Consider the following 19,872-nt stretch of genomic DNA (forward strand, 5'->3'; position numbering starts at 1 on the left):
ATAAAATTGAGTATATTACCAGCGGTGCTTGCCCCAGTTTTCAGGGTTAGCCCAGTAATCAGCATTGAGCCAATTCGGCAGTTGTTTGTAGTCATATAGATTAAATTGCCAAAGCGTCGCAGTAACGGTTGATGAGGTAATAGATTGAATGTCATCAATATTTAGAGATGGCTCATTCAATATATCAAATGGCGTAAAGCCATAAGGTTTTAGGTCTATCGAGCTGTCCAATGCAATAAGCAAGTGCGCGGCATACAGGTCACGGTAGCGCATGAGTAGCGGTACATAATGCTGAGTTAGCTCTTCTGACAAGGTGGGCAGCCAAAAGCAAGCAAGCTCATAACGATCAGGTACATGTTGTTTAGCAAGATCTGATAACGTTGATAAATGGCGTGCGTTCAGCTTCGCTTCAGTGTTCTCATTAATAGATGTAGTATCGTCAAGTTGTGCTTGTAGTGCTAATAAGTCGGCATGGTTATGTGCTACCCACAATGCTTCACTATTATCTTTGTTATGCTCAGGTGACAGTTCTGTCTGAGTCGTTAATGAGGGTAGTAGTGCATCAACATACTCTATAAGCAAAGGTAGGGTAATGTCTGCGCGTTTCACCGTATTTTTTGTCATATAATAGGCCGTTAGTTAGATGATTGGTCATCAGTATGACTATTAAATCATTTTCAACGACATTATCCAATTGATAACGTATGTTTCATATTTAAATCATCTTGAACCGACGATATCTTACTTTACATACTTGAAATTTGGCGATTTAGGTCAATCTAGCTATAAGCTTAACGAGAAAATCAATTTAGTAATAAAGTTAGCTTAATCATTGCAAAGCTTTGTCTATGTGCTTAGTTTACTAAGTGCTTAGCTGGTGTAGTTAGCCTGAAGGCAAAGTCTTTATTTGCACTAGAGCCTTCTGCAAATAGCGAAATGATATTACTCATTCCCAGTAAAAATAACTTATAACCAAATCACTGATAATAATAGGACACCATATGTCTACTGCTGAAACTGATGCACAAATCATTAATCCTGAAATGCCAGATGTGCCGCCACATGCGCCAAGTAAGATTAACTTAAAAGACTATACCAAACCAAGTTTTGATGTCGATACGGTACATTTAGATATTAAGCTGTTTGAAGACTATGCGCAGGTAGACAGTACGCTTGAGATGGTACGCCAAACGGCAGGGGATATTGTCTTATTTGGTGAGTCATTAGAGCTGCTAACGATTACGATGAATGGTAAGGCACTGAGCACTGAGGATTATCAGCAGGAAGCGGGTAAGCTGACGATTCATAATGCTCCTGAGCGAGCTACTTTAGATATTCAAGTGCGTATCTGCCCACAGACCAATACGGCGCTTGAAGGCTTATATATGGCCGGTAGCGGTGACGACACGATGTTTGTGACTCAGTGCGAGCCAGAAGGTTTCCGTAAGATTACTTTTTATCCTGATCGCCCTGATGTGCTAGCGATATTTACCACGCGACTTGAAGCAGATAAGCGCTATCCGACGTTATTGGCCAATGGTAACTTAGTCGAAGCAGGCGAAGTGGCCGATGCACCAGACCGTCATTATGCCATCTGGCACGATCCAACCAATAAGCCAAGCTATCTATTTGCCTGTGTGGTAGCTGGTTTAGATGTATTGACAGATTCTTATACGACCAGCGAAGGTCGAGAAGTGTTGCTTGAGTTGTACGCCAAGTCTGCTGATATCGATAAATGCGATGTCGGTATGCAAGCCCTAAAAGATGCCATGGAGTGGGATGAGGTCAATTACGGTCGAGCCTACGATCTAGATCGCTATATGATTGTGGCGGTCAGCCAATTTAATATGGGTGCAATGGAAAATAAGGGTTTGAATATTTTTAACACCGCTTGTGTGTTATCTAGCCCTGAAACAACCACCGATGCACGCAGTTTTAGCGTAAAAGCCATTATTGCTCATGAGTATTTTCATAACTGGACAGGTAACCGTATTACTTGCCGTGATTGGTTTCAGCTGTGCTTGAAAGAAGGCTTTACCGTTTACCGCGATCAGTCATTTTCAGCAGATCAACAGTCAAGTGCGGTGCAGCGTATTGATGACGTAGCGACTTTGCGCGCGCATCAGTTTAGCGAAGATGCAGGCCCATTAGCGCATCCAGTACGTCCTGAGAGCTTCGTTGAGATTAATAATTTTTATACAACGACTGTCTATGAGAAAGGCGCTGAAATTGTACGCATGATTGCCAATACGTTAGGGCCAGATGATTTCCGAAAAGGAACAGATGAGTACTTCCGTCGCTATGATGGACAAGCGGTAACGGTTGAGGACTTTTTATCAGCACTTAGTATCACTGATGACAAAATCGAGAATTTCATTGATTGGTATCGTCAACCTGGTACGCCAGTGGTATCAGGTTCTCAAACCTATGATAGCGCAGCACAGACGCTGATCATCACTTTGAATCAGCAAACACGCCATGTTAAAGGCTTTGATGCACCAAAACCATTGCCGATACCTGTAGCAACGGCATTGTTTGATAAAGACTCAGGCGCTATCGTCGCTGAGCGTATGTTATTGCTTGACGAGGCGACGCAAACCTTTGTCTTTGAAAATGTTGCGAGCGAGCCTGTTGTGTCATTACTGCGCGATTTTAGTGCGCCAGTACAGCTTAACTATGACTACCAAGATGCAGACTTAGCATTTTTGCTTAAGCATGAAACCAATGGGTTTAACCGCTGGCAAGTAACTCAAATGCTGGTAAATCGTATTTTGCTGCAAGGACAAGGTGCGAAGAGCAGCCCTGATGTATACTTAGAAGCGTTGGCGCAGACGCTGCCTGTCTTAGCGACTGACGATGCGATGCTGGCCGCAAGATTACTTGATATTCCATCAGCGCAAGAGTTGGCTTCTGCTATTTCTAAAGACTACGATCCAGTGTTGGTTAAAGAGCAGCGTGATGGGCTATACAAGCAAGTGGCTGATAAGTTAAAAGGCCAATGGGCTGAGCTGTACAATAATCTGCCAATGCAGTCTTATGAGGATAGCGCTGAAGCTCGAGGCATTCGTGCGCTGCGTAATGTTGTACTCGATATGGCATTGACGGCGAATGTAGATGATGCAGCAGACTGGGCACAGCAGCAGTATGACAATGCGAGCTGTATGACTGAGCGCTTTGGTGCATTGAAGGCCATGGTCAATCATCAGCTGGTAGATGCAGATAAGTACTTAGCAGACTTCTATGATCGTTTCCAAGCAAATGATCTGGTTATCGATTTGTGGTTCAGTGTACAAGCTGCCGCTGACGATGTGACGCCTGATATGGTTAAGTCGCTACTGACGCATACGGACTTTGATTGGAATACCCCTAACCGTGTCCGTTCAGTTATCAGTGCTTTTAGCTCACAACCGACGGTACTCTGGACGGCAGAAGGTCTAGAGATGTATACAGGCGTGATTCAAAAATTAGATGATGCCAATCCTGTGTTAGCCTCACGCTTACTGCAAGTACTCGCCCGCTGGAATACGTTGGCTGAGCCTCGTCGTCAAATGGCGCACGAGCAGCTGATAGATTTACAAAAGAATGTCTCATCTAAGCATGTGCTCGAAAGCTTAGAGAGTGTGTTAGGTGCTGCAAATAGTTAATTGAAAACTTGGTTAGCTTTGACCAATTAATGAAACATGTATCGTTGTTGGTCATTGCTAACCAAGTTTGAGAATACAGTATTTCTTATAAAACGTTCATAAATAAAAAGCCCTTTTCGCATCAGTGCGAAAAGGGCTTTTTATTGTTTGCTCGACGATAAATTATCGCTAATAGCTAATAGCTAATAGCTATTAGCTATTAGCGATTTGGAAGCACATCTTTCACCATATCACGTAAGTCACGTAATGCTGTGACAGTGCTCTCCCAATCTAGGCAACCATCGGTGATAGATTTGCCGTACTCAAGCTGACTTAAATCAGCAGTCAATTTTTGATTGCCGCCTTTCAAGTGACTCTCAATCATCATACCGATAATTGATTTATTGCCGTTTTGGATTTGTTCGGCGACGTTTTTGATAACCATCGGTTGTAGGTAAGGGTCTTTACCTGAGTTAGCATGGCTAGAGTCAATCATAATCTTGCTATTGGTTTTGCCTTTTGCCAGCTCATTTTCAACTTGAGCTACCGCAGTTTCATCATAGTTAGGTTTACCGTTACCACCACGAAGTACCACGTGCGCGTAAGGATTACCTTTAGATTTGATGATAGAGACTTTACCATCTGACGATAGACCTAAGAAACTATGACCTTCTTTAACCGCTTGCATGGCATTTACAGCTACCGTCATACCGCCATCAGTACCATTTTTGAAGCCAACTGGGCATGATAAGCCAGAGCTCATTTCGCGATGCGTTTGGCTTTCAGTGGTACGTGCACCAATGGCTGACCAGCTGATTAGATCCTGAATGTACTGCGGTGTATTTGGATCAAGTGCTTCGGTCGCGCAAGGTAGACCTTTTTCATTCAAGTCAAGTAGCAATTTACGAGCCGTGCGCAAGCCTTTTTCTATATCAAAGCTGTCATTCATGTCAGGGTCGTTGATCATGCCTTTCCAGCCAACCGTCGTACGAGGTTTTTCGAAATAAACACGCATGACCACAAATACACTGTCTTCGATTTCCTTTGCCAATACGGCTAAACGATCGGCATATTCGTGAGCGGCTTTGATATCGTGAATAGAGCAAGGGCCAATGACCACAAACAAACGCTTGTCTTTACCATCCAATATATCTTGAATAGTATTACGACCTTTTAGTACGGTATTATACGCGTCGTCTGACAGAGGCAGCTCGGCTTTTAGCTCGGCGGGGGTAATCAAAGGAATAAATTTTTCAATATTCACGTCGTCAATATCTGCATTATGGGTAACTGATGTTGTCATGGTTATATATCGTCTAGCTGATTTATAGGAACATTCATTATGCGGACAAAAGTGTTGGTTGACAAGGGTAGTCGAGCAGTTAATTGACTGATAACTGGAATGAGAAAACTAAAACTTAGTTATACTTATAGAGACTTAGCATGATATTTGACGTTCTAAATGCACGTTTAGCATTTGGTTTTTCTATCTATTAATAAGAGTTGGTTGAGTTTTTGATGCATAACGCTCAGATTTTATGCGTGAATTTCGCTATTTGTATCATCGTCAAGTATGATAGCAACATTAGCGATGGATGGCCCAAACTGTGGCATTAAAACAGTACGGATGAGTGTGCACATTATCCGTGAGGTCGTATCGCTGATTTATTACGTTATATTTTATAATAACGGTTTATTTTATTTTGTGTATTTCTAATATCGAGAGCTTGTCATGACAGATTCTGCTACGTCTCATCACCATACTGACCTCATTCATCAAGCCGAGACGGATTCTCAAGTAGCAAATATAAATGCTACGCCGCTAGTGATAGGCATCGTCGCAGGTGAGGTATCTGGTGACAGTTTGGGTGCAGATTTTATGCGGCAAATGAATAATCTACGTGATGATATTGTCTGGGTAGGCGTAGGCGGTACGAAAATGCAGGCGCAAGGGCTACAGAGTATTTTCCCATTAGAGCGCTTGGCAGTAATGGGTCTGGTTGAAGTCATGTCGCAGCTACCCGATTTGCTCAAAGCGCGCCGTGAGCTACTGAGCGCATTTAAGGCTGCCAATATTGATTGGTTCGTCGGTATTGATGCGCCTGATTTTAATTTGCGAGTATCCAAAAAACTAAAGCCCCAAGGCGTATTCTGTGTGCAGTACGTCAGTCCTTCTATCTGGGCATGGCGCGAGTCGCGTATCCATAATATTAAAGCGGCGACCAATTTGGTGCTATGTCTATTCCCGTTTGAGTTGCCAGTTTATGAGCGACATAACCATCCAGCGATCTGTGTGGGTCATCCATTACTGCGAACCATTGATCAGAACCTAATCGATACACCAATCAATCAACGTCGCAGTGAGCTCGTTTGGGACAACGATGGGTTGCAGCAGTTTTTTATTGAACGCTTCGATGATGTAAGTCAGCTTATTTGTGTAATGCCAGGTTCTAGGCGCGGTGAAATTACAGCTATTCTGCCATTGATGCTTGATGGTATCCAAAAGTTAATCCTGTTAGACCCTAAGCTGTGCTTTATTATTCCAACGGTTGATCAAAACCATCAATATATCGTGCAAGAGGTAATCGACCAACGCTCAGAGCAGTTACGTGAGGCAATTGTGGTGGTCTACGATGATGCCCAGCCAGAATTTAGCCAACATGCCATGGCGGCATCAGATATCGTGATGCTAGCATCTGGGACAGCAACGCTAGAGGCAATGCTGCTTGAACGGCCGATGGTAGTGGTCTATCAATTAAATCAGCTAACTTACCAAATTGCCAAGCGTCTGGTAAAAGTGCCATATGTGGCATTGCCTAATATATTGGCTAATGCGCCAATCGTACCTGAGCTTATTCAAGAGCAGGCGAGCGGTGACAATATTTGCCGAACCGTAATGCGATTGCTGCAACCACGCGCTTATGCTGAGCAATTACACGATCTACTAGTGACAAAACAGTTACTACAGCAACAAAGCAACCATGAGCCTGCAAACAGCGTGATTGAACAGTGGTTTATCCAAAATACCGATACCGTCAATCCTAATTAAACGAGAAAGACCTTTTAATATTATGCATATCAACCAACATACAGAAAGCTCAGTTCAAACGATTGACATCAATATTGAGCATATTGATGTGAAAGGACAATATATACAGTTAGCAGCGCCCATACGTTTATATGGGCAAATGAATACCGCTGAGCTGCTTACCCAATATCTCAGTTATGATAACCAAAAAACAGCGCAGTCAATACTACAAATCGGCGTTGATGAAGCAGGGCGCGGGCCGTTACTAGGTAGCGTCAATGTGGCGGCGGCAATATTACCTGCGACTTGGTCAGGTTTGATTGAGGAACAACCGCTTAAAGACACGCCGTTGTCGATACTGACAGACTCCAAACAACTGAGTGAAAAAAAGCGCGATATCCTTTATCCATTGGTTCAGCAGCATGCTATCGGTTATATCATCGCTGATATACCAGCAGCAGTGATCGACCAGGTGAATATCTTGCAAGCAACGATGCTTGGCATGCGCTTATGTACTGAATCATTGCTAGAAGTGATTTTTAAAAAATTCTCGACCACTAGAAATGATAAAAGCACGTCGCTCGATCAATTTAAAGTCGAAGTACTGTTTGATGGGAACCGTTGCCCTGACTTGAACTATGATAGTTTTAAAAAGTTAGAGGTAGCGCTATTTGCAGTTGATTGTCAAGCATGGGTAAAAGGCGATGCGCGTCATACTAGTATTGCAGCGGCCAGTATATTAGCAAAAGTAAGTCGTGATGAGACGATGTATGCACTGGATACTCAGTATCCGGAATATGGTATTGCCAAACACAAAGGCTATCCAACGCGTGCGCACATGGAGGCGATCGAAAAACATGGTGTCTTGCCAACGCATAGACGTAGTTTTGCACCAGTAAGAAAAGCGCTAGAAATACAGTAGCCATAAAAGAAGTAGATAGAAAGCTGATTTCTAACATGCATTATCTCGTTTTAAAGATATGATGGGGGCAGCTTTGATATTTTGGTTAACGATAAAACATTAGAACAGCAGTCATTTACGTTTACTACTGGTAAGGTAAATTACTGATAAGTATCTAATAATCTCTAAATATTTATCGTAAAAAAGAAGGTCTGAATCAGTGATATGATTCAGACCTTCTTTTTATGTAATAATTTTTTGCATAATAACTTTGAGTATCTTCAAGCAGTACTAGGAATCTCGCCTAAAACGATGAGTTCGGCTGTTTTAAAAAGTTCTTTTCATCTTCGGTTGAGTCGCGATTTAGTACCTCGTTGCGATGTGGATATCGCCCGAATTGATCGATGATTTGTTTGTGACGATGTTCAAAGTCCAATGTGTTTGCATCATCTAGTTGTTCAAATAGCGGTAGATAACGCTTATGAATCATGGCCGACTCAGAGTGCATAAACGGTATGATAATAAATCTACGCCATTGCATCGGTAGAGTATCAAAATAAGGCTGTTGAATGGCTTCTTGGGCGAGTGCTAATGCCATACCATCTTGCGCAAATGCACTTGCTTGTCCGCGACATAAATTGCGTGAAAACTGATCCAGCACAATAATTTCTGCCAAGCGTCCTGCCAACGCCGTTATCGAGCTATTACCATCCAATGAAGACTCTGCGATACGCCAAGTGACACATTCACCTTGTTTCGCTGCTTCCCAAATGCCGCCAAACTTATCTTGTATCTGCTTATCAAAACGATCGTTTTGTTCAAACCAGTAAGCTTCATTGTTTTTATCAAACCAAAAATCCAACACGGCACGCGCATCAGGATCTAGATAAGTTAAATCTATGTTTTTCGGATCCAATTGTGATGAATGGGATCGACTGGCTGAAGTGGAATAATCGGTTGAGAGTGCCATAAGATATTCTAATTATGATGAATTTAGTCTACTATAGCGCAAATATTTATATCTGTCTGTCAAGATACCAACAGCAGAGTGTCTATTAGGTAATCTATTATGAATGCAAAAAATCTAGAGAATTCTATCAACGCGACATTGCCACCAACGCCTTACTACGTGCTCGATGAAGCGGCTATCGTTGCCAATATGAAAATCATCGCTAGGCTATGTGAGCTGTCTGGTGCAAAAGCATTATTGGCACTAAAATGCTTTGCCACATGGGGCGTGTTTGATGTGATGCAGCCTTATCTGCATGGCACGACTTCGTCTTCACTTAATGAAGTGAGATTGGGCTATGAAACCTTTGGTAATAACGATGATGCCAATAGCCAAGATAAAAAAGAAACGCACGCTTATAGCGTCGCCTATAGTGCAGATGAAATCCCTGAAGTACTGAACTATGCGGATAAAATAATCTTTAACTCAATCTCACAGCTCAACGCTTTTAAAGCGCAAGCCGCCGCGCAAAATATACCTGTAGGTCTACGACTCAATCCAAAAACCAGCAACTCATCGTTTTTGATTGCTGATCCTGCACGCCCATTTAGCCGTCTTGGTGAGCATGATAAAGATAAAATCGCAGCGGTACTTGGCGATATTACTGGCGTCATGATTCATAACAATTGCGAGAATGACAGTTTTGAAGCCTTTAGTGAAAGCTTGGCGGATATCGAAGCTAGATTTGGTGATGTCTTAGCGCAGCTTGAATGGGTGAGCTTGGGCGGTGGTATCCACTTTATCGCGCCTGATTATCCATTAGAGAAGCTAGCTGCACGTTTGAAAGCGTTTAGCGAAACCTATGGCGTGCAAGTGTATCTTGAGCCAGGTGAGGCAAGTATTCATGGCGCAGGTACATTGGTGACCACCGTGCTAGATACCATGCATAATGAAAAAAACTTAGCAGTCGTCGATGCTTCTATCGAAGCGCATATGCTTGATCTATTAATTTATCGTGAGTCCGCACCGATTGCCGCGATTAACCATACAGCTGTCGATATTGCGCCTATTGGTAATCCTGCAGAAGCTGCACCGTCTGAAGCTAATGCTGAGTCGGCAGACCATACCATTATTTACGGTCGTTCTTGTTTGGCAGGTGATATCTTTGGTGAGTATGCATTACCCAGTAATCTTCAGATAGACGATAAGATTGCCTTTGGCAATGCTGCTGGTTATACAATGGTTAAGAAAAACTGGTTCAATGGTGTCAACATGCCAGCGATTGTCATCCGCCGATTGGATGGCAGTATCGATATCCAACGTGAGTTTGACTATGAGGAATATAAAGCTAGCCTATCTTAAGCCTTAGTAGCCTTAGCTTTTAAGGCTATGCTATTGTCGGGTTTTTATATTTTAATTATTAAAAAACAAATACTTAACCTGTATTGGTAGATATTTTAGTATCTCTGCTTTTTATACATATTTTTTACCGATAAGGGAATAAAAATTGTTATAATCGCGTCGGGCAAATAATGGAGTATTATTTGCCCGACGGGTGCGTGGGTTTTCCTCGGTCTTCCTTTTTAATTCACGCATATCATTCACTCGTTTCTGTTTTGCATAGCCGCTATCAATGGTATCGACAGGGACACAAAGGAGGATTGTTCATTGAACACAAACCAACAAGCTAAGCCCAACAAAAAAGACGTACTGATCATCGGAGCAGGCGGTGTCGCTCAAGTGGTCGCGCATAAATGTGCGATGCACAATGATGTACTTGGTGAGATTCATATCGCCTCACGTACAAAAGACAAATGCGATGCCATCGCCCAAAGTGTAAAAGAAAAAGACAGCTTTAAGCAGGCTGCGGTCTTGCATACGCATCAAGTTGATGCGATGGACAGCCAAGCACTTGTGCAGCTGATACAAGACACTGGAATACAAATAGTTATCAATGTTGGTTCGGCATTTATCAATATGACCGTACTAGAAGCCTGCATTGAGACAGGTACTGCCTACATAGATACGGCTATTCATGAAGACCCGCGTAAGATTTGTGAGACACCGCCGTGGTACAACAACTATGAATGGCAACGTAAAGAGCGCTGTGCAGACAACAATGTCACTGCCATTTTAGGTGCAGGGTTTGATCCTGGTATGGTCAACGCTTATGCGCGTCTTGGCTATGATATGATGGATGCAGGATCTGTGACGGATATCGATATCATTGATATCAATGCGGGTAGCCATGGCAAATACTTTGCGACCAACTTTGACCCAGAGATTAACTTCCGTGAGTTCACTGGTACTGTTTATTCTTGGCAAGACAGCAAGTGGCAGTCTAACAAAATGTTTGAAGTCAAACGTACAGACGATTTGCCAGTTGTGGGCGTACAGAACAGCTATCTAAGTGGTCATGATGAAGTGCATTCATTGTCAGCCAATCTAGATGTGCCAAACATTCGCTTTTGGATGGGCTTTGGTGAGCATTACATCAATGTCTTCACTGTCCTACAGAGCTTAGGATTATTGTCTGAGCAGCCAGTGATGACTGCTGAAGGCCAAGAAGTTGTGCCACTAAAAGTCGTTAAAGCGGTACTACCAGATCCAAGCTCACTTGCACCGAACTATACAGGCAAGACCTGCATCGGTGACAAAGTCAAAGGCAAGATTAATGGTGTTGAGACTGAAGTGTTTATCTATAACGTTTCAGATCATAAAGATGCTTACAACGAAGTCGGTAGCCAAGGTATTTCTTATACCGCAGGCGTGCCACCTGTTGCTGCTGCGATACTGGTCGCGACTGGCGAATGGGATGCAGGCAAAATGGTCAACGTCGAAGAGCTAGATGCCAAGCCATTTATCAATCTACTAAACAAGATTGGTCTGCCAACGCGTATCAAAGATAGCGAAGGTGACAGAGCGCTTGAGTTTGATATTTAGTTAGTCATCATATCTATTCTAAAAGCCCATCTGACTTTAATTGAGTCAGGTGGGCTTTTTATTTTATAAAGGAAAAATAAATTATCATTGTTTATTTAATTATAAAGAATAAACTATCAAATGATAATGATTTTCAATACCATCTATATTAAAAATAAGGTAGTATTTCACTTTTGTATCATTCGCTAGACATTCTGTAAAGGTAGAAATTAGATGTTTGTCAGTGAATAAAAGAGGGAGTAGTGAATGAGATACATACGATTTCTTCCTAAGAAGAAATGGGCCATAGCAGGCTTTACCTTTTTATTATATTCGGCGTCATTCCCTGCATTTGGTTCGGAGGCAACGATGCTAACGATTGAAAGTCCCTTGAAAGGCGATTTAAATCATTCCAACAGGGAAAACGCTGATATCAAGCCACAGCATAAGTCATTAGATTTTAGCGTTCCTTGCGATACAGGCGATTATCTAACCGGATATGTTGAGAGTGATAGAAGTATGATGACGCTAGATGTTATCGATGCCACAGGAAAAGTATCGCGCCGTTTGATTGATAATAAAAGCGGCAAACAACACTTCTATTCAGTAGCCGAAAACTGTGCAGAGACCTGGCGACTGTCTGGCTCAGGTGCTTATCAGATAGTGCTCGAACAACGTGTTAGTTTAGCAGAGCAAGATTTAAAAGGTTCTTTAGAAAATTCTCTAGACAGTTCTGACACGTTACTCAGCCCCAGAGTATCGGCATTACTTGAGTCATTGCAGAAAGGGCAGAGTACAGATCGCTTTTGGGCGGAAGTGGAAGTATTAGGTACACCGCTGATTGAAGACACAGCTTTGGGCACTGTGATGACGTTTTTAGCGCGAGGAGACTATCGCAATGTCAAGTTAATGGGTGGCCCGTCCACCAATCATGATGCATTGCAACGATTGGTAGACTCTGATACATGGTACAAAAGTTTTATTGTGCCAAACAACACGCACTTATCCTATCAGATTGCTCCCAATACCCCTGAGCCACCTCTGTCTGAGTTTGCTCGTAGAGTCGCCATAAAAGCCGTGGCTCAAGCCGATCCTTATAATCACCATTCATGGCCACGTTCAGCCACTGATAAGTACACAACCAAATCTACTATTACGTTAAAAGACGCACCAAATAGGCGTTGGATAAAAAGACAGGCAGAGGTTCCCAAAGGAGCGTTGTCTACCTTTAAATTTACTAGTAGTACATTGGATAATACTCGCGATATCACCATTTACTCCCCAACTGTTAATAACAACAAGGAGAATAGTAAAGATGATGCGGTGCTGTTATATATCTTTGATGCGGAAGCCTATATTGATACGGTTGGATTGCCCACGATTTTAGATAATTTGATTGCAGAAGGTAAGGTTCCACCAGTGACAGCGGTGTTTATTAGTAATCCTGACAATGATGCCCGTGCACGTGAATTACCTGCCAACCCAATGTTTGCAGATGTATTGGCCAATGAGTTAGTACCACAAATAAATAAACGATTGCCAGTAGCGATACCAACGGATAGAACGGTTATTGCAGGGTCAAGTTATGGCGGTTTAGCAGCGACGACTATCGCACTACGTCACCCCGACATATTTGGCAATGTTATCTCTATGTCTGGGTCTTACTGGTGGCATCCAAAAGATCAGACAGCAGAAGATAAACACTTCGTAGCGTCTGAGGTAATAAAAATGGATAAGGCACCCGTTCGTTTCTTTTTGAGCGCAGGCGTGTTTGAAACGGCTCGTGGTAAAAGTGGTAGCAACGGTATATTGGGAACCAATCGTCATCTGCGAGACGTTTTATTGGCAAAAAGGTACGATACACATTATCAAGAGTATGCTGCAGGACATGATTACTTTGCTTGGCGAGGAATCATAGGAGATGGTTTGGTATCGCTTTTTCCGTCTAAGGAAAAGAAGTAATATCTCTTTTATTTAAACTAGCGCTAATGTTTAGCCTTTTACTACTAAATAAAATGATAGTGACTGAGTATTCATACTCTAACTTCTAATTTTCTATATAAAGTATTTTTTTAAAACCAACCTGCTAACAAGTAGCAAGTTGGTTTTAAATCGATTGTCATTAATTAGGATTATATTCTCTCAACGCCGCAATACGGTCATCAAGCGTTGGGTGTGAGCGGAATAGGTTGGCAATACTAAAGCCTTGCGTTTGTCCTGATGAGATCGCAAATGCTTTCATACTCTCAGGCATTTGATCTGGTCGCTGTGCAGAAGGACGAAGCGCATCAAGCGCCCTAATCATTTTTTCGCGGCTGGCCAATTTTGCGCCCATTTGATCCGCACGGAATTCACGTAAGCGTGAGAACCACATCACGATGGCAGACGCCAAAAACCCAAGTAAGATATCCATTACAATACTAGTGATAAAGTACCCAATACCTGGGCGATCACTGGTATTTTTGAACACAGTACGGTCAACGAAACTGCCGACAATGCGTGCAAAGAACATTACAAACGCATTGACTACGCCTTGAATGAGGGCGAGGGTTACCATATCACCGTTAGCCACATGACCAATCTCATGTGCCAATACGGCCTCGACTTCATCTTGATTCATATTTTGTAGTAAGCCAGACGACACTGCTACTAGGGCTTTATTTTTATTCCAGCCAGTCGCAAAAGCATTTGGCTGCGAATTATTAAAGATACCAACCTCAGGCATACCAATATTTACGGCTCGTGCTTGTTTGGCGACTGTATCAACTAACCATTGCTCAGTAGCGGTGCGTGGCGATTCTATGACTACCGTACCAGTGGATCTTTTAGCCATCCACTTTGATATAAATAGCGACACCATCGAGCCAACCATACCGTAGATACCACACATAATGGCAAGGCTAGTGTAGTTAAGACCACCTGCGCTGTGCACACCACCGATTCCAAAAAACCTCGATAAAATACCAAACACAATGCTAAATACCACAATCACTGCTAAGTTGGTCAATAAAAATAATCCAATACGCATCATGATGCTAACTTCCTATTTACAATGTCGGTATGGCCTCGATAGATAGTTATCTAAGAGGTTTGTTTGTTATGATAGATTTTACTGTGATTTTGACTGTAATGTCAGACAAAATAGCTTTTTATAAGTGGTGACAGAGATAAAGTGATTATTCTGGGAAATGCCGTACAATACCTGACTGGTTTTAGCAGGTTAGAAAAGTAGTAGATGAGGAGTAGTGATTTTTGACAGAATTAAAGACGGTTGGGCTATTTGCGCTTACTGCATTGGCTGAGATTGCAGGATGTTATCTGCCTTATCTGTGGCTGCGAGAAGGCAAGTCAATCTGGCTGCTGATACCTGGTGCGCTGAGCTTAGTCGCGTTTGTTTGGCTGCTGTCATTACACCCAACTGCTGCGGGCAGGGTCTATGCTGCATATGGTGGCGTTTATATATGTATGGCGATTTTATGGTTGTGGACGGTCAATGGTATACGACCAACCATGTGGGACATAGTGGGTTCGATAGTGGCGTTGCTGGGAATGGCGATTATTATGTTTGCTCCGCGCGGAGCTTAATTAAAGACAGTGCTTAGCTAAAGGCCAATGACGAACCAAAAAAAAATACCAATCGAACGGTTACGTCAGATTAGCATATTGATGTATTGATTATTAATGTTTGCCTAGGATGCTACCGTTGTCGTCTTTCTTGGCTTGTTTGGCAGCTTTCTTCTCTTTAGCAGTCAAAAGGGGCTTTTTCTTAACGTTCTTCTTACTATCTTGACCTTTGCTCATCATCGTTTCCTTTTTTACAGCACACTACTCATTACGCAAAGTTAAGCGAATTCAAGACAGTGTGAATACAGCTAACATAGCTGTTTACTTAATAGAGTATAGGCTTAAGCTTTAGTAATAGATAGCGCTCGCACAATTCCTCTACGATTCAATTATCGTTCAAATTCTTTATGTTTACGGTTAGTCCTAGTTTACCAATTGATTCGTTCAATCAATCATTATATTAATAAGTGCTTACTTACGGATACATGGCGATTTGCTATAATGAGCCATAAACCGATTCATAAACGCGGCAAACTCTTATTTATTAACATTTAGCACCATAGTGCTTACTGTTTTGGTCAAATTATTATGCGTATTCGTAAACTGTTCAAATTTGAAAATGCTCACATCGTTCGTAATTGTAGTTCTGAGCGTTGTAAGCATTCGATTCATGGTCACAGCTATCAGATTGAGCTGATCCTTGAGGCCACTCGTTTAGACCATGGGCAAATGGTTTATGACTTTGGCCTACTAAAATCTTCCATCAAAGACATTATCGATAGCTTTGATCATGCCATTTGCTTTTGGAACAAAGATGATCCTGAGTATGTCGCAGCGTGTAAGAAATTTAGCGCACGTTGGATAAGCCTACCAGTTTCACCATCGGCAGAGCAGTTTTCACGAGTGATATTCTTTTGGGCGCAAGAAATACTGCGACAGACACAAATGCAAAATGGTGAAGCAGATGTCAGCGTGTACTCAGTGATTGCCCATGAGACGGCGACTGGGTATGCGCAGTGCTTTGCTGATGATGTTGCAAACGATCAAATGGGTAAGCTGGTCTTAGAAGATTTTGAATTCAGTGAGCAGGTCCGTGCTGAGTGGACTGACTCTGAGCTGTATGCCAAACTGATTCGCGGTGAAAGCTTTACCAATCCAACTGTGACCATGCAGGTACAGACAGAGCAAGTACAAGCAGGTTCAGTCTGATGTGTGATGGTCAACCTATAGAAAATGGTAAATACTTAAAGACTCTGATACTAAACTCTGAGCAAGACACTCAATCATTGGCTGAGAAATTAGCGACATTGCCGCTGACAGGTAGCGTGTGGCTGGCAGGTGACTTGGGCGCTGGTAAAACGACACTAACGCGTTATTGGTTACAAGCGCTCGGTCATACAGGTGCGGTGAAAAGCCCAACCTATACCTTGGTTGAGCCCTACAGTATCCAGCGAAAAGATGGTTCGATCAAGCCAGTCTATCATGCAGACTTATATCGTCTGCAAGATCCAGAAGAGTTGTCTTTTATTGGGTTTGATGAGTATCTGGATGAGCCAAATGCTCTGGTCATTATCGAATGGGCTAGCCGTGCTGAGAGCTATCTGCCACCTCCTACGTTATTCATCGATATGACTCAAAGTGTCAGCGATGATAACGGCACTGAAGCTCGCCAAGTGCAGTTGAGAGTGTCAAAGGCAGGTCAAGCGCAGGGCTTGGATTTATCACAACTTATCATCTAAATGAATGTCTAAATTACACCAATCGCTACTTTCCAAAAATATGACATCTATCAATGCCAGATAATCATCCTAATACCCGTATTAAAAAACTATCGCCGTTGCTGATCAATCAATTAGCAGCAGGTGAGGTGGTGACACGTCCAGCAGCAGTGGTCAAAGAGCTGCTGGAGAATGCTATAGATGCTGGTGCGACCAATATTGAGGTGCGCATCACTCAAGGCGGTATGGGCCTGATTGAAGTGGTAGATAATGGGGTCGGCATTTATCCTGACGACATGGTCATGGCCATCACTCGTCATGCGACCAGTAAGGTTGCTGACGTTGCTAACTTGCATGGTATTACGACATTGGGTTTTCGCGGTGAAGCGTTAGCGGCGATGGCTGCTGTCTCACGTTTGACCTTAACCAGTAGTCATGATGAGAGCGGTATTGGCCGTCAGTTACAGGTCGCTGGTGTATTGGATGACACACCGAAACTGTTGCCAGTTGTGCATAACCGCGGTACCACAATTGTCGTAAAAGATTTATATTTTAACGTGCCTGCACGCCGTGGCAATTTGAAATCTATTGCTACTGAGTTCGGTCATATCGAAACTATTGTCCGAGAGGTCGCACTGGCGCATGCCGATGTTGCTTTGACACTTTTTCATGACAATAAACAGCGGCTATCATTATCTGCAAGTGCTACGAGTATTAGTGGTAATAATGACAATAATACCAGTCGTTTGCCACTACCGCGGTTGGAACAAGCGACTGGTATGGCATTGACAGATAATGCATTAGCAATATCGATAGATTTGTCGAGTCTGGTACAGTCGTCTGTAGCGTACGATGATAGCAATGTTAATCAAGCAGCGATTAGTGGCTGGTTATGGCCATTGCATCATGAAAAAACTGATTTACCAAAGCTGATTTATGTAAATGGTAGGCTGGTAAAAGAAGCGTTGATTAGCAATCAGATACGTCAACTGGCACAAGGTGCGCAGCTAGCAGGTATGGGATATGCACTGTATTTTGATTTGCCAGCGCAATGGTTAAATATCAATGTGCATCCATCTAAACAACGTATCAAAATCAGTCCATTGAATAATATTATGGCGCACTTAGGCCATACAGTTCGTACGCAGTTGAAAACGATTGATGTAGCTAAGTTTAGGTCTGAGGCTGCATCTAAATCTGTACCGAAGCCAGAAACTGATAGACAAAACAAATCTGCGGAACGGGCAAGTAATGATGCTTCTGAAGGTCGTTCGTCTGAAATGCCCATCTCGAGTATTCAGTCTAGCAATAACCAAAGGCAGAATAATCGAGTAGAATCTACTAGACAGTCTTATCAGTCTACTGCAAACCAATCACTTTCATATAATCCTTCATTGCAAGAGTCAGCGCGATCTTATATCAATGAACGATCAGACCAAAGTAACAATAGTAACCACAGCACTTCACATTATTCTGATGGAGCAGCTACCTCTGCATCTTTACCAATTTGCTTAGATATCATTAACGATGTAGAAGCTGTTGACATGGACTTAAACACAGATGATAAAAAGCTACCTTGGTTATTATTTTATCACCAAGGGCAGTGTGCACTGATAAGTGCTAAAGACTGGCAGTTTAAAGTAAGCCAGTTGTTCGAATCACTTACCTCTAGTCATCAAGTATTCAAAAAAGATAGATTGCCAAGCAGTGCTACTGAGATTAATCAGCAACTTATTAGTGTCAATACGCAAATGTCTGCGCAAGATTCAATAGTTTTTGCAAATGATCTTACTGAAATAATCATGAACAATGCTATCAAGACGATAGATAGCTATCGCTTAGTAAAGCTAATGCTATCCTGAATATCTGAAAATAATTACAACATCTTAAAGCAATTAAACCAATTGATATCTGAGTTATCCATATATTATGAAAGGCCACTTTATGCAACATTCGTCTGATAGCCTACCTCACAAACTGACGGATAATAGCGTGGTTTGTCTTATGGCACCAACTGCTAGCGGCAAGACGTCACTGGCGTACGAGCTATACGATACAGGTCGTTTTGAATTAATTTCTGTGGACTCAGCGCTGATATATCGTGACATGAACATTGGCACAGCCAAGCCAACAGAGGCTGAGCTGGCGCGTTATCCACATCATTTGGTCGATATCGTTGATCCTATGCAAAGCTATAGTGTGGCTGAGTTTGTCAGTGACGTTGCCCGTTTTATTGACGAATGTCATAGAAATGGCAAGATACCATTATTAGTAGGCGGCACCATGATGTATTACATGGCGCTACTCGATGGGTTGTCTCCTGTGCCGGATAGCGATGACAGCGTACGCGCGCGAGTAGAGAAGTGGCGTCAAGAGGAAGGTATTAGCGCTCTATATGATTATTTGGGGGGTATAGATTCTATAAGTCATGAGCGCTTGAATGCTACTGATACTCAGCGTATCACGCGAGCAGTTGAAGTCTATTTACAAACAAATATTCCAATAAGTGACTGGCAGCGCAAGCCAAAGCAAGCATTGGCACACAACCCAGAGCAGCAGTGGCATGCGCTATCGGTAATGCCAGATCGTTCATGGCTACATAATCGTATCGAACAACGTCTAGATATCATGTGGAATGAAGGGCTAGTGGCTGAAGTCATAGACTTACTAAAAAAGTATCCGCTCACGCCTAATATGCCTTCGATGCGCTGTGTGGGTTACAGGCAAGTACTAGAATACTTGGTGCATATTGAGCATCCGATATTTGATGAGACTCATCTAGATAAAGCTCAATTTTATGAAGCTTTTGGAAAGCATACAGCTGTCAACGGAGGAAAAGAAATCTCAGATAATGTTGCTCAGTTGGCTGCCCAACCAAATATGGCTAGCCAAGAGACCGAGTCGCTTGCTTGTCAGGAAATGCAAAATAAGGCATTATATGCTACAAGACAGTTAGCAAAACGTCAGTACACATGGCTAAGAAAGGTAATGAAATTGCCTAGCGCATCATCGAATGGGACAGTAGAGTTTGAGAGCGGGGCTGATGCTAGCAGTCGTATGATATTACAAATGTTTGAAACCATGGCCGAAGCACGAGAGTACTTGTCTTAAGGTGCAATGATAGCTAACACAATTAGTTTCAAAAATTGACATAGATAGCTGTTATA

General features: G+C 42.5%; 16 protein-coding genes. 11 read left to right on the forward strand and 5 right to left on the reverse strand.

What is annotated here, in order from left to right:
• Positions 1–15: 15 nt before the first annotated feature.
• Positions 16–624: a DUF6231 family protein gene (locus CXF60_RS07875; protein WP_102091496.1), complete on the reverse strand. Its 609-nt coding sequence runs from the start codon at positions 622–624 to the stop codon at positions 16–18.
• A gap of 419 nt (positions 625–1,043) precedes the next feature.
• Here CXF60_RS07875 and pepN point away from each other — a divergent pair, with 419 nt between their 5' ends.
• Positions 1,044–3,644 (forward strand): aminopeptidase N, encoded by a 2,601-nt coding sequence (gene pepN / locus CXF60_RS07880; protein ID WP_228707071.1) that lies wholly within the window; start codon positions 1,044–1,046, stop codon positions 3,642–3,644.
• A gap of 199 nt (positions 3,645–3,843) precedes the next feature.
• Here pepN and CXF60_RS07885 read toward each other — a convergent pair whose 3' ends face one another.
• Complete coding sequence (locus CXF60_RS07885; RefSeq protein WP_102091498.1) at positions 3,844–4,926, reverse strand: 3-deoxy-7-phosphoheptulonate synthase; 1,083 nt, start codon at positions 4,924–4,926, stop codon at positions 3,844–3,846.
• Between the two features lie 429 nt (positions 4,927–5,355).
• On the opposite strand from CXF60_RS07885, the gene lpxB reads away from it, so the two are divergent.
• Positions 5,356–6,672: a lipid-A-disaccharide synthase gene (lpxB, locus tag CXF60_RS07890; RefSeq protein ID WP_102091499.1), complete on the forward strand. Its 1,317-nt coding sequence runs from the start codon at positions 5,356–5,358 to the stop codon at positions 6,670–6,672.
• 22 nt (positions 6,673–6,694) lie between these two features.
• Complete coding sequence (locus CXF60_RS07895; protein WP_102091500.1) at positions 6,695–7,573, forward strand: ribonuclease HII; 879 nt, start codon at positions 6,695–6,697, stop codon at positions 7,571–7,573.
• 283 nt (positions 7,574–7,856) lie between these two features.
• Here CXF60_RS07895 and CXF60_RS07900 read toward each other — a convergent pair whose 3' ends face one another.
• Positions 7,857–8,522, reverse strand: coding sequence for a DUF924 family protein (locus tag CXF60_RS07900; RefSeq protein WP_102091501.1), 666 nt, complete (start codon positions 8,520–8,522; stop codon positions 7,857–7,859).
• Between the two features lie 99 nt (positions 8,523–8,621).
• Here CXF60_RS07900 and CXF60_RS07905 point away from each other — a divergent pair, with 99 nt between their 5' ends.
• The 3 genes from CXF60_RS07905 (at position 8,622) to CXF60_RS07915 (ending at position 13,385) form a co-directional block, all read left to right on the forward strand.
• On the forward strand, positions 8,622–9,863 hold the full coding sequence (locus CXF60_RS07905) for a carboxynorspermidine decarboxylase (protein WP_102091502.1): 1,242 nt from the start codon (positions 8,622–8,624) through the stop codon (positions 9,861–9,863).
• Between the two features lie 306 nt (positions 9,864–10,169).
• Positions 10,170–11,444, forward strand: a complete 1,275-nt coding sequence (locus CXF60_RS07910; RefSeq protein ID WP_102091503.1) for a saccharopine dehydrogenase family protein — start codon at positions 10,170–10,172, stop codon at positions 11,442–11,444.
• A gap of 246 nt (positions 11,445–11,690) precedes the next feature.
• On the forward strand, positions 11,691–13,385 hold the full coding sequence (locus tag CXF60_RS07915; RefSeq protein WP_102091504.1) for an alpha/beta hydrolase-fold protein: 1,695 nt from the start codon (positions 11,691–11,693) through the stop codon (positions 13,383–13,385).
• A gap of 160 nt (positions 13,386–13,545) precedes the next feature.
• On the opposite strand, the gene htpX is transcribed toward CXF60_RS07915, so the two are convergent.
• Positions 13,546–14,454, reverse strand: coding sequence for a protease HtpX (htpX, locus tag CXF60_RS07920; protein ID WP_102091505.1), 909 nt, complete (start codon positions 14,452–14,454; stop codon positions 13,546–13,548).
• Between the two features lie 221 nt (positions 14,455–14,675).
• Here htpX and CXF60_RS07925 point away from each other — a divergent pair, with 221 nt between their 5' ends.
• A complete protein-coding gene (locus tag CXF60_RS07925; RefSeq protein WP_102091506.1) occupies positions 14,676–15,008 on the forward strand; it encodes a YnfA family protein in 333 nt (110 codons plus the stop codon).
• A 93-nt stretch (positions 15,009–15,101) separates the two neighbouring features.
• Here CXF60_RS07925 and CXF60_RS14670 read toward each other — a convergent pair whose 3' ends face one another.
• Positions 15,102–15,224 (reverse strand): hypothetical protein, encoded by a 123-nt coding sequence (locus CXF60_RS14670; protein ID WP_021815223.1) that lies wholly within the window; start codon positions 15,222–15,224, stop codon positions 15,102–15,104.
• A 351-nt stretch (positions 15,225–15,575) separates the two neighbouring features.
• On the opposite strand from CXF60_RS14670, the gene CXF60_RS07930 reads away from it, so the two are divergent.
• From CXF60_RS07930 to miaA, 4 genes are all read left to right on the forward strand, one after another.
• Entirely contained in the window at positions 15,576–16,196 is a 621-nt protein-coding gene (locus CXF60_RS07930; RefSeq protein ID WP_102091507.1) for a 6-pyruvoyl trahydropterin synthase family protein, read from the forward strand.
• Positions 16,196–16,726 carry a tRNA (adenosine(37)-N6)-threonylcarbamoyltransferase complex ATPase subunit type 1 TsaE gene (tsaE, locus tag CXF60_RS07935; protein ID WP_102091508.1) on the forward strand — a complete coding sequence of 177 codons (531 nt, stop codon included), beginning with the start codon at positions 16,196–16,198 and terminating at the stop codon, positions 16,724–16,726. The genes CXF60_RS07930 and tsaE overlap by 1 nt, the downstream gene beginning before the upstream one ends.
• Positions 16,727–16,779: 53 nt before the next feature.
• Positions 16,780–18,567 carry a DNA mismatch repair endonuclease MutL gene (gene mutL / locus CXF60_RS07940; RefSeq protein ID WP_102091509.1) on the forward strand — a complete coding sequence of 596 codons (1,788 nt, stop codon included), beginning with the start codon at positions 16,780–16,782 and terminating at the stop codon, positions 18,565–18,567.
• Between the two features lie 82 nt (positions 18,568–18,649).
• On the forward strand, positions 18,650–19,816 hold the full coding sequence (gene miaA / locus CXF60_RS07945; protein ID WP_102091510.1) for a tRNA (adenosine(37)-N6)-dimethylallyltransferase MiaA: 1,167 nt from the start codon (positions 18,650–18,652) through the stop codon (positions 19,814–19,816).
• Positions 19,817–19,872 lie beyond the last annotated feature (56 nt).

Source organism: Psychrobacter sp. 4Bb, assembly GCF_002836735.1.
In the GTDB taxonomy this organism is placed as follows: Bacteria; Pseudomonadota; Gammaproteobacteria; order Pseudomonadales; family Moraxellaceae; genus Psychrobacter.

Coding starts and splice junctions, on each gene's coding strand:
- CXF60_RS07875 (WP_102091496.1), bottom strand. CDS start 624: ATGACAAAAAATACGGTGAAACGCGCAGACATTACCCTACCTTTGCTT.
- pepN (WP_228707071.1), top strand. CDS start 1,044: ATGCCAGATGTGCCGCCACATGCGCCAAGTAAGATTAACTTAAAAGAC.
- CXF60_RS07885 (WP_102091498.1), bottom strand. CDS start 4,926: ATGACAACATCAGTTACCCATAATGCAGATATTGACGACGTGAATATT.
- lpxB (WP_102091499.1), top strand. CDS start 5,356: ATGACAGATTCTGCTACGTCTCATCACCATACTGACCTCATTCATCAA.
- CXF60_RS07895 (WP_102091500.1), top strand. CDS start 6,695: ATGCATATCAACCAACATACAGAAAGCTCAGTTCAAACGATTGACATC.
- CXF60_RS07900 (WP_102091501.1), bottom strand. CDS start 8,522: ATGGCACTCTCAACCGATTATTCCACTTCAGCCAGTCGATCCCATTCA.
- CXF60_RS07905 (WP_102091502.1), top strand. CDS start 8,622: ATGAATGCAAAAAATCTAGAGAATTCTATCAACGCGACATTGCCACCA.
- CXF60_RS07915 (WP_102091504.1), top strand. CDS start 11,691: ATGAGATACATACGATTTCTTCCTAAGAAGAAATGGGCCATAGCAGGC.
- htpX (WP_102091505.1), bottom strand. CDS start 14,454: ATGATGCGTATTGGATTATTTTTATTGACCAACTTAGCAGTGATTGTG.
- CXF60_RS14670 (WP_021815223.1), bottom strand. CDS start 15,224: ATGAGCAAAGGTCAAGATAGTAAGAAGAACGTTAAGAAAAAGCCCCTT.
- CXF60_RS07930 (WP_102091507.1), top strand. CDS start 15,576: ATGCGTATTCGTAAACTGTTCAAATTTGAAAATGCTCACATCGTTCGT.
- tsaE (WP_102091508.1), top strand. CDS start 16,196: ATGTGTGATGGTCAACCTATAGAAAATGGTAAATACTTAAAGACTCTG.
- mutL (WP_102091509.1), top strand. CDS start 16,780: ATGCCAGATAATCATCCTAATACCCGTATTAAAAAACTATCGCCGTTG.
- miaA (WP_102091510.1), top strand. CDS start 18,650: ATGCAACATTCGTCTGATAGCCTACCTCACAAACTGACGGATAATAGC.